Origin of the sequence: Microbulbifer pacificus (assembly GCF_033723955.1) — a bacterium.
GTDB classification, from domain to species: domain Bacteria; phylum Pseudomonadota; class Gammaproteobacteria; order Pseudomonadales; family Cellvibrionaceae; genus Microbulbifer; species Microbulbifer pacificus.
On sequence record NZ_CP137555.1, the window covers coordinates 3,955,031 to 3,971,515 of the forward strand.

A 16,485-nucleotide genomic window follows, 5' to 3' on the forward strand; every position below is an offset into this window, starting at 1 on the left:
GTCAATTTGGCCCCGCTGCATTGTGTGTTTGCCCGATTTGGTCGCAAAAGTGACTGAAAGAGTGTCTGACAGCGGGCATCTGTTGAAGCCCTGTGTTCGCTGTGGCACAATCTGCTCCCCTTGTTGCGAGCCGGCTGGGTTTTTGGTCAAAAGTCCATGCAAATCAAGAGGTTAGCGGCGAGGGGAAAGTTGGGGACGTGGTGGAATTGGTAGACACGCCAGGTTTAGGTTCTGGTGCCGCAAGGTGTGGGAGTTCAAGTCTCCCCGTCCCCACCAACAGGATTTACACAGTCCGTGCCGTGAGCGCTGTTCTCCCTGCTGTAGGGGGAAGTAGCGATGGCGTGGGCTGTTTGTATTTGGCAGCCGGTTTATCGGCGCTAGGCTAATCGCTGGTGCTGGGATGCGTTTCCTTCAGCCCGGCATCTGTGAAGAGAAGAGTCTCACGAGGAATAACATGCAGGTTTCCATCGAAACAACTTCCGGTCTGGAACGTCGCTTAACGGTCAACTTGCCGGCAGAGGTCGTTGATAAGGAAGTGGACAAGCGCCTTCAGCAGGCAGCCAAAACCGTTCGTATCAACGGTTTCCGCAAGGGTAAGGTGCCGCTGAAAGTTGTGCGTCAGCGTTTTGGTGACGGTGTCCGCCAGGAAGTCCTGGGTGAGGTCATGAGCCGCTCTTTCTACGATGCAGTGCAGAAAGAGCAGGTCAAGCCAGCTGGTCAGCCGAGCATTGAAGCCAAGAGCATCGCTCCCGGTGAAAACCTGGAATACGTCGCGACTTTTGAGGTTTACCCGGAAGTTGCACTGGCCGATCTGGCTGAGGTTTCCATCGAGCGCCCGGTTGCTGAAGTGACCGACGCGGATGTAGACAACATGATCGACGTACTGCGCAAGCAGCAGTCCAGCTGGAAGGAAACCAAGCGCAAGGCCCAGAAGGGCGATCGCGTGACCATCGACTTCGTTGGCCGTAAAGACGGTGAAGAGTTCGAAGGCGGTAAAGCGGAAGGTCAGCGTCTGGTGCTGGGCTCTGGCAACATGATCCCCGGTTTCGAAGACGGCATCATCGGCATGAAGCCCGGTGAGGAAAAGGAAGTGGAAGTGACCTTCCCGGAAGAGTACCACGCAGAAAACCTGCGCGGTGCCAAGGCGGTATTCACCATCAAGGTGACCGATTCCGAGAAGCCTGAGCTGCCTGAACTGAACGACGAATTCTTCGCCGCTTACGGTGTGGATGCCGGTGGTGAAGAGAAGTTCCGTGAAGAAGTTCGCAGCAACATGCAGCGTGAGCTGAAAAATGCCGCCCTGAACAAGGTCAAGACCCAAGTCATGGACCAGCTGTTCGACAAGCACCAGGTAGAAATTCCTGCTGCGCTGGTAAAAAGCGAAGTCAGCACCCTGCGCGGCCAGATGATCCAGCAGTTTGGTGGTCAGATCAATCCGCAGGACGCTGCCAGAATGCTGCCGGACACCATGTTTGAAGATCAGGCCAAGCGTCGCGTGGTTCTGGGTCTGGTGGTAGGTGAAATCGTTAAGCAGAACAAGATTTCTGTGGATGGCGATCGCGTAAAGGCCAAGGTTGAAGAACTGGCTTCTACCTATCAGCAGCCGGAAGAGGTGGTTGAGTACTACTTCAACAACCGCGAACTGCTGGCTGGTGTAGAGTCTGTAGTGCTCGAAGATCAGGTAGTTGATTTTGTGCTGGACAAGGCCAAGGTCAGCGAAGTGGAAAGCACTTACGACGACGTAATCAAGCCGCAGAAGCAGGCGTAAGATTACGGAAAACGGCCACCGCAGGGTGGCCGTTTTTTCTTCTGTATTTTTTCCGCACGCAATACTTTTCTGGGTTTTTTGCCCGCGAGTCTTCAAGCATCTTTCCACCGCCTTTTGTGTCCAGTCCGGACTCGAGTGGGGCGCCGACTTTGTCATTCACCCCAGCTGGCTTTATCGTCGCCGAGCAGTTAAGCTCAGGTTGACCCGATTTTCTGAAAGTTGTGCCTTTATTGAGCAGGCAAGCTCTCAGTCCGCCTAATACGCCGAAAAAGGAAGCATCGTATCCATGGCTTATTTTGATTACCCCACTAAATCCAATGACATTATGGCTGCCAGTGGTCTGGTTCCGATTGTGGTAGAGCAGACCGCGAGAGGGGAGCGCTCTTTTGATATTTATTCCCGTCTGCTGAAGGAGCGGGTGATTTTTCTGGTGGGCCCGGTCGAAGATCATATGGCCAACCTGGTGGTGGCACAGTTGCTGTTCCTTGAAGCGGAAAACCCGGACAAGGACATTCATCTTTATATCAACTCGCCGGGCGGCTCTGTCACCGCGGGTATGTCAATTTACGACACCATGCAGTTTATCAAGCCGGACGTCAGTACCATGTGTATTGGTCAGGCTTGCAGCATGGGCGCATTTTTGCTCAATGCCGGTGCCAAGGGTAAGCGCTTCGCCACGCCGAACTCCCGTGTGATGATTCACCAGCCCAGTGGTGGTGCGCAGGGCCAGGCGTCCGATATCCATATCCATGCGCAGGAAATCCTCAAAATTCGCAAGCGTCTGAATGAGCTGATGGCACATCATGCGGATCGCAGTTTGGCGGATATTGAGCGCGATACCGAGCGCGACCATTTCATGAGCGCGGATGAGGCCAAAGAGTATGGCCTGGTAGACGATGTGCTTGCCCGTCGGCAAATGCCGCTGAAGTGACGCCTCTTTTACTTAATTTGATATGAAATGCCTATAAATCAGCGGGACAGTGCAGAGCTGTCCTACTGATTTTGGCGGATTTAGAACATTCTTTGGGTGCCATCGACCGGGAGCTTGGGGCAAGGATAAAAAACTTGAAAATCCTGCCAAAAGGCCGCATCTTGGTTACGAACCCTACTTGCCACCGCATTTCGGCTGGCTGCCCAGACCACGGAGTACATAGATGACTGATAAGAACAGCGGAGACGACAACGGCAAACTCCTTTACTGTTCCTTCTGTGGCAAAAGCCAGCAGGAAGTTCGTAAGCTTATCGCGGGTCCATCTGTTTACATTTGCGATGAGTGTGTTGAGCTGTGTACGGATATCATCCGTGAAGAGGTTCAGGAAGCCGTAGATGGTGACGATTCCCGTCTGCCCACTCCCCAGGAAATTACTGAAATTCTCGATCAATATGTGATCGGGCAAGTCCGCGCCAAAAAGGTGCTGGCAGTCGCGGTGTACAACCACTACAAGCGTTTGCGCACCACCAAAAGTGTAAAGGGTAAGGAAGATGTTGAGCTGGGTAAGTCCAACATTCTGCTGGTTGGTCCTACCGGCAGTGGTAAAACCCTGCTCGCGGAAACCCTCGCGCGACTGCTGAATGTACCGTTTACCATTGCGGATGCCACCACGTTGACCGAGGCCGGTTACGTGGGTGAAGACGTTGAAAACATCATTCAGAAACTACTGCAGAAGTGCGATTACGATGTAGAGAAGGCCCAGCAGGGTATTGTCTATATCGACGAAATTGACAAGATTTCGCGCAAATCTGACAACCCATCCATCACCAGGGATGTTTCCGGTGAGGGGGTGCAGCAGGCACTGCTGAAGCTGATTGAGGGCACCGTAGCTTCTGTACCTCCGCAGGGTGGTAGGAAGCATCCGCAGCAGGAGTTCCTGCAGGTGGACACCTCCAATATCCTGTTTATCTGTGGTGGTGCCTTTGCCGGTCTCGACAAAGTCATTCGCGATCGTTCTGAAAAGGGCGGCATCGGATTCTCTGCCGAAGTGAAATCCAAAGACAGCAAGGGTAACTTCGGTGAAGTTCTGCTGGATCTGGAGCCAGAAGATCTGGTGCGTTACGGTCTTATCCCCGAGTTTGTCGGTCGTCTGCCGGTGACTGCCACGCTGGAGGAGCTGGATCGTGCGGCGCTGGTGCAGATTCTGACAGAGCCCCGCAATGCCCTGACCAAGCAGTATGCCAAGCTGTTTGAAATGGAAGGTGTTGAGTTGGATTTCCGTGCCGATGCACTGGATGCCGTGGCCTCGAAAGCTATGGAGCGCAAGACCGGGGCGCGTGGATTGCGTTCGATCATGGAGTCGGTGCTGTTGGAGACCATGTACGATATTCCGTCCATGGACAACGTCGCCAAGGTGGTCATCGACGAAGCTGTGATCAAAGGTGAATCCACGCCGTTGCTGGTTTATCAGCAGGCTGAAGCCCAGAAAGCTGCACCAGAAGAGTAAGCCCTTTGCGGGCGCGCTATTTCAAGGCACAAAAAAAGCCCCAATTTGGGGCTTTTTTTGTGCCTGCAATTCCGTGTTTTTTAGCAGCTACTTTTCGGTCAATGTATATTTCTGTGCTATGAAAGGGGAAGTCTCCGGAATTTCGGGTCTCTTCGACCGGTGATGATTGCGATGAATTAAACTTATTTTGCTGCGCTGGTCGAGCTGGCCTTGTTATTCTGGGGGGCGCCCCCAACTTAGGAATCTGACTGGCGCTCAACCGGGATCCGCAGTCACACTGCCCGGTGATGGATAAGTCGCCAAATTGGGGTGGCCAGAAGTCACCCCTAGGCCGAGAGGAGTTATATGGACCAGCCATCCGAGAACTTGAACGAATATCCCTTGTTACCGCTTCGCGACGTTGTGGTCTATCCACATATGGTGATTCCGCTGTTTGTGGGTCGGGAGAAGTCCATTGATGCGCTGGAACAGGCCATGCGCAGTGATAAGCAGGTGTTACTGGTCGCGCAGCGCCAGGCTTCGGAAGATGATCCGGGTGCCGACGATGTGTATCGAGTGGGGACCGTGGCCAGTGTACTGCAGCTGTTGAAGCTCCCGGACGGCACCGTAAAAGTGCTGGTAGAGGGCGGGCACCGGGTCAAGGTGGAGGAAATCGTTGAAGGCGAGGGACACTATCGCGCTACGGTTTCACCGCTTGAATCCGAAGAGCTGCCGGAAGCAGAGGCGGAAGCGCTGGTGCGTTCCGCCATGTCCCAGTTCGAGCAGTATGTCACCGTCAGCAAGAAAGTGCCCAACGAGGTCATGACTTCACTGTCGGGTATTGATGAGCCTGGACGTCTCGCCGATACGATCGCGGCACACATGTCGCTGGATCTGCCGCAAAAGCAGGAGTTGCTGGAGACCATCAGCGTCAAACAGCGCCTTGAGCACCTGCTGGGTCTGATGGATTCGGAGATCGATCTGATTCAGGTCGAAAAGCGCATCCGCGGGCGTGTGAAAAAGCAGATGGAGAAAAGCCAGCGCGAGTATTACCTGAACGAACAGATGAAGGCGATTCAGAAAGAGTTGGGCGAAATCACCGAAGAGCCCAACGAAGTCGAAGAGCTGGAAAGAAAGATCGCCGATTCCGGCATGTCTGCAGAAGCAGAAAAAAAGACCCGCGCGGAATTGGGCAAACTGAAAATGATGTCGCCGATGTCCGCCGAGGCATCAGTACTGCGCAGCTATATCGACTGGATGCTCAGCGTGCCGTGGAAAAAGGCCAGTCGGGTGCGCCACGACCTGGTCAAGGCGGAAGAGATTCTGAACAAGGATCACTACGGTCTGGAAGAGGTCAAGGAGCGAATCCTCGAGTACCTCGCGGTTCAGAAGCGTGTCAAGAAAGTCAAAGGACCGATCCTCTGCCTGGTCGGACCTCCCGGTGTGGGTAAAACTTCTCTCGGGGAATCCATTGCCCGTGCCACCAATCGCAAATATGTGCGTATGGCGCTCGGTGGCGTGCGAGATGAAGCGGAAATTCGCGGCCATCGCCGGACCTATATCGGTTCGCTTCCCGGAAAACTGGTGCAGAAAATCGCCAAGGTGGGAGTGAAGAACCCACTGTTCCTGCTGGATGAAGTGGACAAGATGGGTATGGACCACCGCGGTGATCCAGCTTCGGCGCTGCTGGAGGTACTTGACCCTGAGCAGAACAAGTCGTTCAACGACCACTATCTGGAAGTGGATTACGACCTTTCCGATGTAATGTTCGTGTGTACGTCCAACTCCATGAATATTCCAGGGCCGCTGCTGGATCGTATGGAGGTCATCCGTATTCCCGGATACACCGAGGATGAAAAGCTGAACATTGCCCAGCGCTACCTGATCCCCAAGCAGCGCAATGCGGCAGGTCTTAAAGCCGAAGAGCTGGAAGTCACCGACGAAGCCGTGCGAGACGTGGTTCGCTATTACACCCGCGAGGCAGGCGTGCGTGGACTCGATCGTGAAATGGCAAAAATCTGCCGTAAAGTAGTGACCGAACATGTGCGCAAGGGAACCACCAGCAAGGTAGTGGTTAAGTCCGAGCAATTGGAAGAATTGCTTGGTGTGCGCAAGTTTGACTATGGTCGTGCGGAAGCAGAAAACAAGATCGGTCAGGTAACCGGGCTTGCGTGGACCGAAGTGGGAGGAGAGCTCCTCACCATTGAAGCGTCCGCCGTCGCCGGCAAAGGCCGAGTGATCAAAACCGGTTCTCTTGGCGATGTGATGCAGGAGTCCATTCAGGCTGCGTTGACTGTGGTGCGTGCCCGTGCCCAGGCATTGGGCGTTGCGCCGGACTTCCATGAAACCCGGGATATTCATATTCACGTCCCTGAAGGGGCGACACCGAAAGATGGCCCGTCAGCGGGTATTGCCATGTGCACGGTGCTCGCTTCCGTGTTGACCAATATCCCGGTGCGCGCAGACGTGGCCATGACTGGTGAGATTACCCTGCGTGGCGAAGTACTGCGTATTGGCGGTCTCAAAGAAAAACTGCTGGCGGCTCATCGCGGGGGTATCAAGACTGTACTGATTCCTGCGGACAATGAGCGCGACCTGAAAGATATCCCAGATAACATCCAGCAGGATCTCGTGATCAAACCGGTGAAATGGATAGATCAGGTCTTCGAATACGCGCTGGAAAAAATGCCAAGCCCGCTGAGCGATGAAGAGTATTCCGCTTTGCAGAAGCAGGCAGAAGAGCGCTCCCAGCGTTCAATCCAGACGCACTGAATGGTGCCTGCCTGACAGACATCTGAATCATTGCCGGTAAAACCTGGAGGGCTTTCGGGCCCTCTTTTTGTGTGTGTTTTTTGAGCTTTTTCGTGGCGCTGGTGGTCATATTTCATCGATATGGAGTCGATTTCTATCGATCTCGGCCTTATTTATCTGGCGCCGATCTTTTATTTGTGCCTCGGATAAAAAACCGTTGAACAGGGAGATAGAAGTCGCGTAGAGTACGCAGCCTGCGCGAGTGCAGGCTAAAAAATGAACTCGGCGGACATTGCCTGAACAGGTGTGATTTAAAAATGTCCAACTCCCCGCAAAGCCGCGTGGTTCCTTGACCCACCAACAGGCAGTTGGTATAAAACGTGGCTTGTTGCGCTGCGGGGGAGCCGCAGGCGAATAAAATTCGACTGCAAAATTGCGTGAATGCGCCTCACCAATTAGAGGCAGCAACAGACCAAACATACACACCTAGAAACCTAAACCTAGACCTAGAAAAGAACAGAGGGATATAGCGTGAATAAGTCCGAACTGATTGAAGCCATCGCCGCATCTGCCGACATTCCTAAGGCAGCTGCTGGTCGTGCTCTGGACGCCATGGTAGAAAGCATTACCGACGCACTGAAAAAAGGTGATCAGGTAGCACTGGTTGGCTTTGGCACTTTTGCTGTCAAAGAGCGCGCCGCGCGTACTGGCCGCAATCCGCGCACCGGCGACCCCATCGAAATCGCCGCTGCAAAAATCCCGAACTTCAAAGCCGGCAAAGCTTTGAAAGACGCGGTGCAATAAGAAGCCTTGTAATACACAATGCTTCAAAGAGGCGTATCAATTGGATGCGCCTTTTTTGTTTCTGAGTCATTGAATTTTTCATTTGGATCCACGGATTTAGGCCGGATTCAGCGAGTGTGATAATTTCTTTTCGAGGCAGCCATTTCGGCACTGTATGCCCCGGGGAATTGCTCGTTGGAATAACAATAAACAGTGATCCAATTGTGTACAGATAAGAGTTAAATTCGGAGCTGAATATGCTTCAGTCCATGCGTGACAACCTGAAAGGAACGGCTGCCGTAATCGTTGCAGCGTTGTTCGGATTTATTATGGTGATCGGTGGGATTGATTTTTTCACCGGCGCCGGTGGTGATTCGGCCAATAGGGCGGCCGAAGTAAATGGCGAAAAAATTTCCAATCAGGATCTGCTGAGAGCGATCCAGAATCGCCGCAACATGATTGAAAGCCAGTACGGCGAAAGCGTACCTGCCGACCTGTTGACCGACGAGCAGCTCCGTGGCCCGGTGTTGCAGCAGTTGGTCAGTTCTGCGGTGATGCGCCAGGCGGCGCAGAAAAGTGGCATGGTGATGAGCACTGGTGCGGTTGATAAAGAAATCGTACAGATGCCTGGTTTTCAGGTGAACGGCCAGTTCGATCTGCAGATGTTCCGCGACGGGCTGCGTCGTATGGGATACAGCCCCGCTGGTTTCCGTCAGCTGCTGGAACAGGAAATGGTCATGCAGCAGTTCGCTGGCAGTATTTCTGACAGCGCCTTTGCGACCCGACCGGGTGCCGAAAAGGTGGTTGCGGTTTCCATGGAGGAGCGCGACTTCGATTACGTGACTCTTCCTGCTGCGCCGCTCCTGGAAAATATCCAGGTCGCTGATGAAGAGATCCAGTCGTATTACGACGAACACCAGCAGGACTACCAGCGTCCCGAACAGGTGGCCATAGAATATATCGAACTGACTCCAGAGCTGTTCGCCGGCAATATTGATATTTCCGATGAAGACGTACGTGCCCAGTACGATCAGGAAGTGAAAAACTTCCAGGCAAGTATCCGTCGTCATGCCGCACACATCCTCATCGAGGGCAATGACGAAGCGGCACAGAAAAAAGTTGCTGAAGTTCAGGGCAAGCTCAACCAAAGCGGTGATTTCGCGGCACTAGCCAAAGAGTACTCCGATGACATCATTTCCCGCGAAGAGGGTGGTGATCTGGGCTTTACCAGCGGCGATGTGTTCCCTGAGTCGTTCGAAGAGGCGTTGGCGAACCTGCAAGTTGGCCAGGTTTCCGGTCCGGTGAAAACCGACGATGGTACTCACTTCATCAAGTTGATTGAAATTGCAGATGCCGAGCCGCCGACATTTGAGGAACGTAAAGCCGCTATTGCCGCTCGTCTGCGCAGCGCAGAGGCTGAGCGTGAGTTTGTCGATGCGATTAGTCGCCTCGGTGATCTTGCCTACAACGCGCCTTCTCTTGCAGAGCCGGCGGAAGAGCTGGGTGTATCCGTACAGAAATCCCCATTGTTTTCCCGTCAGGGTGGTCCTGGTATCACCGCGGATGGCAAGGTGCTTGCGGCTGCATTCTCTCCAGAGGTGATGCAGGATGGTAATACCTCCGATGTCCTCAATCTTTCAGATAACCACTCCCTGGTACTGAAGGTCGTTGAGCACAAGCCCGCGGGTGTGAAACCGCTGGATGAAGTGAAGGTGGAAATCGCCGAACTTCTGAAGCGTGAAAAGGCGGGCGAGCAGTTGGCGGGTAAAGCGGAGGCCATCGAGCAACAGGCGGCTTCCGGTGAAGCACTGTCCGACATTGCCACAGCTGAAGGGCTGACACTGGAAACCACTGACAACACCCGCCGTGGCGGCTTTGGTGCGCGCGCTGAGGTGGTTGACCAGGTGTTTGGAATGGAAGCGCCGAAAGCCGGTGCCAAAAAACTGGCGCACTTCAAACTGGCGAGCGGTGATGTGGTGGTTGCACAGTTGCGTGCGGTACGTCCGGGAGACCTTTCTCGCCAGGGCAAGGAACAGCGGGACGCGCTGATGCAGCAGTTGGCATCCATGCAGGGTGAGTCTGAGCTGGCGGCAGTGCAGAAGTATCTGGCGAGTAAGGCGGATATTGAAATTTCTGGCGGCCAGTAACGAGAGTTGGGGGTCTGGCGACCCCTGAACTCCAGGCATAAAAAAACCGGCGAATATCGCCGGTTTTTTTATGCCTGGTCAGCCGCTGGCAGCTGTGTCCACGAACAGTGTCAGGCGCTGCCCGGGTTGCAGATAGCCATTCTTGCTGAGCTTGTTCCAGCGAACGATATCGCTGATATCGATACTGAACTTGCGCGCGATACGGTAGAGGGAGTCGCCATTGCGCACCTTGTAGGAAACCTTGCGGGTAGTGCGGCTCTGGGTGTCGCTGTTGCCGCTATCGCTGTAGGCGACCAGGGTCTGCCCGGGGCGCAGGGTGTCACCCGGTGCCATGTTATTCCAGCTGGCGAGCTCTCGTACCTTGACACTCATGGAGCGGGCGATTCCCCAGAGCGTGTCTCCCGGGCGTACGGTGTAGTTGGTTTTCTGGCCGTTTCCGGAGGACTGGCGGCGCTGAACCCGCTGGTCAATGGAGTAGGCGTACTGCGTACCGGGCCCCGATGCACTGGGGATCAACAGGGTCTGACCGGCGCGAATACCGCTGTTGCGCAGTTTGTTGGTCTGCTGTATCGCGGCAACGGTGGTTTCATAGCGACGGGCGATCACGGAAAGGGTGTCTCCGCGTGCAACCCGGTAGCGCTGCCAGGTAACCCGCTGATCGGTTGGCAGTTTGTCCAATGCCTCGAGGAAGTGTGCGCTTTTATCACTGGGGATCAGCAGGCGATGATCGCCTTCGGGGTCGGTCGCCCAGCGGCTATAGCCGGGGTTGAGCAGGTACAGTTCTTCAATTTCCACGCTGGCCAGCTCGGCGGCCTGGGCCAGGTCGATCTGGCTGCCGACGTTCACGGCCGTGTAGTAGGGGCTGTTGCCCACTTCGTGCAGCGGTACCTGATAGCGCTCGGGGGAGGAAACGATTTCGGCCAGCGCCAGTAGCTGCGGAACGTAACTGCGGGTTTCTCGTGGTAATTTGAGGTCCCAGAAGCTGGTGCCTTTGCCATTGCGCTGATTGCGCTCGATCGCCCTTCTTACGGTGCCCTCACCGGCATTGTAGGCCGCGAGTACCAGCAACCAGTCACCGTCAAACTTGGCCGCCAGATAGTTGAAGTACTCTGAGGCAGCACGGGTTGATTCAACCACATCCCGGCGCCCGTCGTACCACCAGTTCTGATTGAGGCCAAAGGAACGGCCGGTTGCCGGAATGAACTGCCACATGCCGGAAGCCTGCGCATGGGAGTAGGCAAAGGGGTCGTAGGCGCTCTCGACAATGGGCAGCAGGGCAAATTCCATTGGAATGTTGGCCTGCTCCAGTTGTTCCGCGACGTGGAAGATGTAGCGGCGGGAGCGTTCGGTAACCTTGGCCATGTAGCCCTGGTTGGTGGAAAAATAGTCGACGTATTCCCGGACTTTGGGGCGCTGCAGCTGTCGGTCGAGGGTGAATCCCTGGCGCAGTCTTTGCCATATGTCCGTGGGCGGAAGCGCAGCTTCTGAGGTATCCAGTATGTTCTGGCTGATGCTGCGCACTTTTGCGGCTTTCGCGGTGCTGCTGTTGGGGTCGAGTTGAGTAGCGGTATCTGTAGCTTGCGGCGCGGAATCAATTTGCGCACAGGCCCCCACAGTCGCTGCGAGAATCGCAGCGGCTAATTTCTTATAAACCATTCTGGTGTCCGCAGTTTGTCGTTATCTTGTTGCTCTAAGCTTGGCGGTGCCCGGTGCGGACGCCTGTGGCCTCTATTTTCGAGTAATACGCTTGAGCTCAGGTTTGTAGTGGTCTGATTCTAAAGAGAGACTTTGGTTCCGGTCAATGCAACTTGCTCAAAAAGTGTCCTTCCATCGGCGTAAAGTGGCGAAAATTTCGACAGGAGATCCATTTGTCGAGGCCCCTTGGCTGCGGGCCTGAGCCCGGATTACCGGGGATTCGGTGCGCAAAAAGGGGTTTGTGGCGAGTTCGATGCCGATGGTTGAAGGCAGGGTGGGGTGATTTTCGGCGCGTATCCGGCTGGCGGATGCCATGCGCGCCTCTATCGCGGGATTCCCGGGTTCCGCCGCCAGTGCGAATTTCAGGTTGGACAGGGTGTATTCGTGAGCGCAGTAGACCCGGGTGTCGGCAGGCAGCTCGGCGAGGTGGGTAAGTGACTGAAACATCTGCTCGGGAGTGCCCTCGAACAGGCGACCACAACCGGCAGCAAACAGGGTGTCCCCGCAGAACAGGTGCTGCCCCTCATCGGTGTGCAGCACCAGTGCAATGTGGTCGAGGGTGTGTCCCGGTACGGCCATTACCTCCCATTGGTGGTCCATTAGGGACAGCTGGTCGCCATCGGTCAGCGGGTGGGTAACCTGGGCGATGGTTGCCGGCCCGTAAACCGGGCAATCGTAGGCCTGCACCAGGGCCGGAACGCCACCGGTATGATCAGGGTGATGGTGAGTCAATAGTATGCCGGCTAGCTTGCTGTTTCCCAGGGCCTTGAATACTGGGCCTGCATCGCCCGGGTCGACTACCCAGTGTTGATCTTCAGATTGAAGATGCCAGATATAGTTGTCATTGAAGGCCGGAATCGGGCGGATTGTGATCATTGGCGGTCCCCGCTAACCTTGGTATGTTTCTCGACATGCTTGATACAGGTATTTCTCGCAAAGTTAACACATGTCGGCGGCACAGAGGCTGACTGCCGATTCAGCAAGGTGCGGTCACGGCGGCAGTGGTGGCGGGCGTCTGGATGCAATGTAAAAAATCCGACGATGATCCAACAGTTAAAGGAGTGGCAGATGGGGTGGAGTTCGGATCGAAAAGCCCTGTTTTCGCGTAGGGATAATCAGCTTCCGCCGCTGGCGGAGTCCTGTCCCGATTTGAGCGCGTGGTTTCAGTCCGGGCTGGGGCAGGAAATCCTGACTCAGCAGTTAGCGCTTGCCCAGCCTTTGGTGGAGGGGTTGTTCGGGTACCACCTTATGCAGGCGAGTGTGGCGAAGCAGGTGGATTTCGCGGCATGTAGCAGGATCAATCATCGGTTTCGCCTGAGTCCCTGCGAGGGCGCTGGTGGCGCGGCATTGGTAGAATTCGAACAGCTGCCGCTACCTTCGGAGTCTATCGATGTGGTGATCCTGCACCATCTGCTGGATTTCTCGCCACACCCCCACCAGGTGCTGCGGGAGGCGGCACGGGTGATGATACCCGGTGGCCATATGGTGTTGATCGGATTTAATCCGTTTTCACTGCTGGGGCTTTCGCGGATTTTTCGCTCATCCAGCCCCTATCAGCGGGGCAATCAGTTGCGCGCGGCGCGGATTGAAGACTGGATGAACCTGCTTGATCTTCAGGCTGGACCTGTCGAGCGCGGTTTCTTCCGTCTGCCGCTACAGCAGTCTGACTTGCTGGCCAGAACCGTGTGGATGGAGCGGATGGGAAGCCGCTGCCACTTGCCCTGGGGTGGGTTTTACATCATAGTCGCGCGCAAAGAAGTCGCTCGAATGCGCACCATCAAAATTGACTGGCGCGGAGAGAAAAAGCCTGCGTTGCGGGCCGTGCCCAGCAGCCCACGGGTTGCCGCCAGGGATCGTCACCACAAGCGCTAGCCGTGATTTCCTGGCTGCGCAGACCAGAATTTCAGTTCGATCATGTGTCGAACAACGAGTCCAACAAAAAGAGCCCGGTTTGAAACAAGTTACCATTTACACCGATGGCGCCTGCCGTGGAAATCCCGGCCCGGGAGGGTGGGGTGCGCTGCTGATGAGCGGCAGTGCCGAAAAAGAGTTGTGCGGAGGGGAAGCCCTCACCACCAATAACCGTATGGAACTCCTGGCCGCCATCAAGGCGTTGAGTGCGCTCAACCAGCGCTGCGAGGTGGATTTGCATACCGATTCCCAGTATGTGCGCCAGGGTATCACCGGCTGGATCAATAACTGGAAGCGAAACGGTTGGAAAACAGCGAATAAAAAGCCGGTTAAAAATGCCGACCTCTGGCAGGAGCTGGATGCCGCGATCGGCCATCACGAGGTGCGCTGGCACTGGGTTAAAGGCCATGCCGGTGATCCGGGAAACGAACGTGCGGACGCGCTTGCGAACCGCGGAATTGATCAGCTGGGGGGATAATCACATGCGCCAGATCGTACTGGATACCGAAACAACGGGCCTGGATCCGAAGTCCGGTCACCGGATTATCGAAATTGGCTGCGTGGAGCTGGTCAATCGCAAACTCACCGGCCGCCACTATCATCAGTACATCAACCCCGAGCGCCAGGTGGACGACGGGGCCATCGAAGTGCACGGTATTACCAACGAATTTCTCGTCGACAAGCCGGTCTTTGCCCAGATTGCCGATGAATTCATGGCCTTCTGTGATGGCGCAGAGCTGGTGATCCACAACGCGCCCTTCGATGTGGGGTTTATCAACGCCGAGCTCAAACGTCTGGGCAACCCCCGCTGGCAGAGTGTTGCTGCGCACTGTGGTGTGCTGGATACGCTGGCGATGGCGCGGGAGAAGCACCCGGGGCAGAAAAATAACCTGGATGCTCTGTGTAAGCGCTATTTTGTCGACAACTCTCAGCGGGACCTGCACGGGGCACTGCTCGATGCCGAGATCCTAGCCGACGTCTATCTGATCATGACCGGCGGCCAGACAGATCTGGCATTGGCCGGAGCGGACAATGGCGGTGATCAGGAAGAAAATAAGCAAACGCAGCAATTGGATGCCGGTACGATTCGTCGCCTGAGTGCGGATCGGGCAGCGCTTGCCGTTGTGCGCGCGAGTGCAGAAGAGCAGGCAGCGCATCAGGAGTTTCTCGGATTGCTGGAAAAGTCCGCGGGCAAGCACTTCTGGTAATCGAGACTGGGAAGAACCACATAAACACAAAAGGGGCCATTGGCCCCTTTTGTGTTTATGTGGTTTGTAATCTCACCCTAGAGTACATATACCACGCACACCAACGCTACCATCGTCAGTACGATGGTGTAGGGGAGAGCCATCATGACCATACGGCCGTAAGAGAGGCGGATCAGTGGTGCCAGTGCGGATGTCAACAGAAACAGAAACGCCGCCTGTCCATTGGGGGTAGCTACGCTCGGCAGGTTGGTGCCGGTGTTGATTGCGACGGCCAGTTTGTCGAAGTGTTCGCGGGTGATGTCGCCGGCGGTCAGCGCCGTCTTGACTTCATTGATGTACACGGTGGCAACGAACACATTGTCACTGATCATGGAGAGAATGCCGTTGGCCAGGAACAGCATGCCCGGTTGCTGCTCCGGTTCCAGGCTAAGTACGAAATGGGTGATGGGTTCAAACAGGTGTTGTTCGTGAATCACCGCAACGATGGCAAAAAATACCACCAGTAGTGCAGTAAATGGCAGTGCCTCTTCGAAGGCGTGACCGATACGGGCTTCCTGGATGACGCCATTGAACGCTGTCAGTAGCACAATGATCATCAGACCAATAACGCCGACTTCCGCCACGTGAAAAGCGAGTGACAGCACCAGAATCACGGCCACGATTCCCTGGACCCAGAGCTCTACGGCATCGCGCTGGGTGCGTTTCTGTTCCTGTTCAGCAGCAAAGTTTGCCAGTACTTCGCGGACGGTATCGGGTAGTCGCGCGCCGTAACCGAACATTTTAAATTTTTCGAGTAAAACACAGGTGATCAGACCCGCTGCTAGAGCGGGCATGGTTACCGGAGCCATGCTGAAAAAGAAGTGCGCAAAGTTCCAGCCAGCTTTTTCTGCAATCAGCAGGTTTTGCGGCTCTCCCACCAGGGTGCAGACGCCCCCGAGCGCCGTGCCCACGGCACCGTGCATGATGAGGCTGCGCAGGAACGCGCGGAACTGGTCGAGATCCGAACGGTGGTATTCCACCACTTCATCATCGTGGGAGTGATCGTGATCCGGTTGTGCCTGGCGATTGGAGGCGACCTTGTGGTACACCGCGTAAAAGCCGACGGCCACGCTGATCAATACCGCGGTTACGGTCAGCGCGTCGAGGAATGCCGAGAGAACTGCGGATACACCGCAGAAAAGCAGCGATAGCGTTGTTTTTGAGCGCACGTTGATCAGCAGCTTGGTGAAAACATATAGCAGCAGGCTCTTCATGAAGTAGATGCCTGCGACCATGAACATCAACAGCAAAATGACCTGAATGTTGTCGGTAACTTCGCGAAACACGGAGTCGCTGCTGGTCATGCCCAACAGTACCGCCTCAATGGCCAGTAACCCGCCCGGCTGCAGTGGGTAGCACTTCAGCGCCATGGCGAGAGTGAAGATGAACTCGCCGATCAGCACCCATCCGGTAAAGAACGGGGAGGTGGTGTGCAGCAGAATTGGATTGATAATCAGGAATAGGGCTATGGTCAGCTTGTACCAGTCAGGTGCCTCGCCGAGAAAATTTTCGCTGAAGGCGCGGCTCAGTCCACCGCTAGCTCGGGGTATCGAGTCATTGAGGGCGTTCATTTTTTAACAACTTCCTTAGATCTCTGTGAACCCGTCCCGATACTGCTGGGAGGTCGATCGAAAACCTACCCACTTCCGGCGGAAAATTCAATTGGTTTTACCAGTTCAAAGGGTTGGGGGAACGTTTTGTCGATTGTTCGGTGGAAATTGACGGTTTAAAGGTGGACTCTTGTTCGGTTTGGTATAAATTGCCCT

At 55.2% G+C, this 16,485-nt stretch carries 12 protein-coding genes and 1 tRNA gene; 10 read left to right on the forward strand and 3 right to left on the reverse strand.

The window, feature by feature from the left end; genetic code table 11:
- Positions 1-191: 191 nt before the first annotated feature.
- The 7 genes from R5R33_RS16750 to R5R33_RS16780 all read left to right on the forward strand — a co-directional run bounded on the left by R5R33_RS16750 (position 192) and on the right by R5R33_RS16780 (position 9,866).
- Positions 192-276 (forward strand) — tRNA-Leu (locus tag R5R33_RS16750).
- A gap of 178 nt (positions 277-454) precedes the next feature.
- Positions 455-1,768 carry a trigger factor gene (tig, locus tag R5R33_RS16755; RefSeq protein ID WP_318953845.1) on the forward strand — a complete coding sequence of 438 codons (1,314 nt, stop codon included), beginning with the start codon at positions 455-457 and terminating at the stop codon, positions 1,766-1,768.
- Between the two features lie 286 nt (positions 1,769-2,054).
- Positions 2,055-2,699, forward strand: a complete 645-nt coding sequence (gene clpP / locus R5R33_RS16760) for an ATP-dependent Clp endopeptidase proteolytic subunit ClpP (RefSeq protein ID WP_318953846.1) — start codon at positions 2,055-2,057, stop codon at positions 2,697-2,699.
- A 223-nt stretch (positions 2,700-2,922) separates the two neighbouring features.
- Positions 2,923-4,206 (forward strand): ATP-dependent Clp protease ATP-binding subunit ClpX, encoded by a 1,284-nt coding sequence (gene clpX, locus R5R33_RS16765; protein WP_318953847.1) that lies wholly within the window; start codon positions 2,923-2,925, stop codon positions 4,204-4,206.
- Between the two features lie 345 nt (positions 4,207-4,551).
- Positions 4,552-6,957, forward strand: coding sequence for an endopeptidase La (gene lon, locus R5R33_RS16770; RefSeq protein ID WP_318953848.1), 2,406 nt, complete (start codon positions 4,552-4,554; stop codon positions 6,955-6,957).
- A gap of 510 nt (positions 6,958-7,467) precedes the next feature.
- Complete coding sequence (locus R5R33_RS16775) at positions 7,468-7,740, forward strand: HU family DNA-binding protein (RefSeq protein ID WP_105104404.1); 273 nt, start codon at positions 7,468-7,470, stop codon at positions 7,738-7,740.
- 236 nt (positions 7,741-7,976) lie between these two features.
- On the forward strand, positions 7,977-9,866 hold the full coding sequence (locus R5R33_RS16780) for a SurA N-terminal domain-containing protein (protein ID WP_318953849.1): 1,890 nt from the start codon (positions 7,977-7,979) through the stop codon (positions 9,864-9,866).
- A gap of 78 nt (positions 9,867-9,944) precedes the next feature.
- Here the strand turns inward: R5R33_RS16780 and R5R33_RS16785 are convergent, their stop codons facing one another.
- Both R5R33_RS16785 and gloB read right to left on the reverse strand, forming a co-directional pair.
- Positions 9,945-11,522: a LysM peptidoglycan-binding domain-containing protein gene (locus tag R5R33_RS16785; RefSeq protein ID WP_318953850.1), complete on the reverse strand. Its 1,578-nt coding sequence runs from the start codon at positions 11,520-11,522 to the stop codon at positions 9,945-9,947.
- A gap of 156 nt (positions 11,523-11,678) precedes the next feature.
- A complete protein-coding gene (gene gloB / locus R5R33_RS16790) occupies positions 11,679-12,437 on the reverse strand; it encodes a hydroxyacylglutathione hydrolase (RefSeq protein WP_318953851.1) in 759 nt (252 codons plus the stop codon).
- A gap of 273 nt (positions 12,438-12,710) precedes the next feature.
- Between gloB and R5R33_RS16795 the strand changes: the two genes are divergently transcribed.
- The 3 genes from R5R33_RS16795 (at position 12,711) to dnaQ (ending at position 14,680) form a co-directional block, all read left to right on the forward strand.
- The gene (locus R5R33_RS16795) at positions 12,711-13,433 is read left to right on the forward strand and encodes a class I SAM-dependent methyltransferase (protein WP_318953852.1); all 723 of its coding nucleotides are present in this window, start codon (positions 12,711-12,713) and stop codon (positions 13,431-13,433) included.
- A gap of 79 nt (positions 13,434-13,512) precedes the next feature.
- Positions 13,513-13,950, forward strand: coding sequence for a ribonuclease HI (gene rnhA, locus R5R33_RS16800; RefSeq protein WP_318953853.1), 438 nt, complete (start codon positions 13,513-13,515; stop codon positions 13,948-13,950).
- Between the two features lie 4 nt (positions 13,951-13,954).
- Positions 13,955-14,680, forward strand: coding sequence for a DNA polymerase III subunit epsilon (dnaQ, locus tag R5R33_RS16805; RefSeq protein ID WP_318953854.1), 726 nt, complete (start codon positions 13,955-13,957; stop codon positions 14,678-14,680).
- A gap of 77 nt (positions 14,681-14,757) precedes the next feature.
- Here dnaQ and nhaB read toward each other — a convergent pair whose 3' ends face one another.
- Positions 14,758-16,290 carry a sodium/proton antiporter NhaB gene (gene nhaB, locus R5R33_RS16810; RefSeq protein WP_318953855.1) on the reverse strand — a complete coding sequence of 511 codons (1,533 nt, stop codon included), beginning with the start codon at positions 16,288-16,290 and terminating at the stop codon, positions 14,758-14,760.
- Positions 16,291-16,485 lie beyond the last annotated feature (195 nt).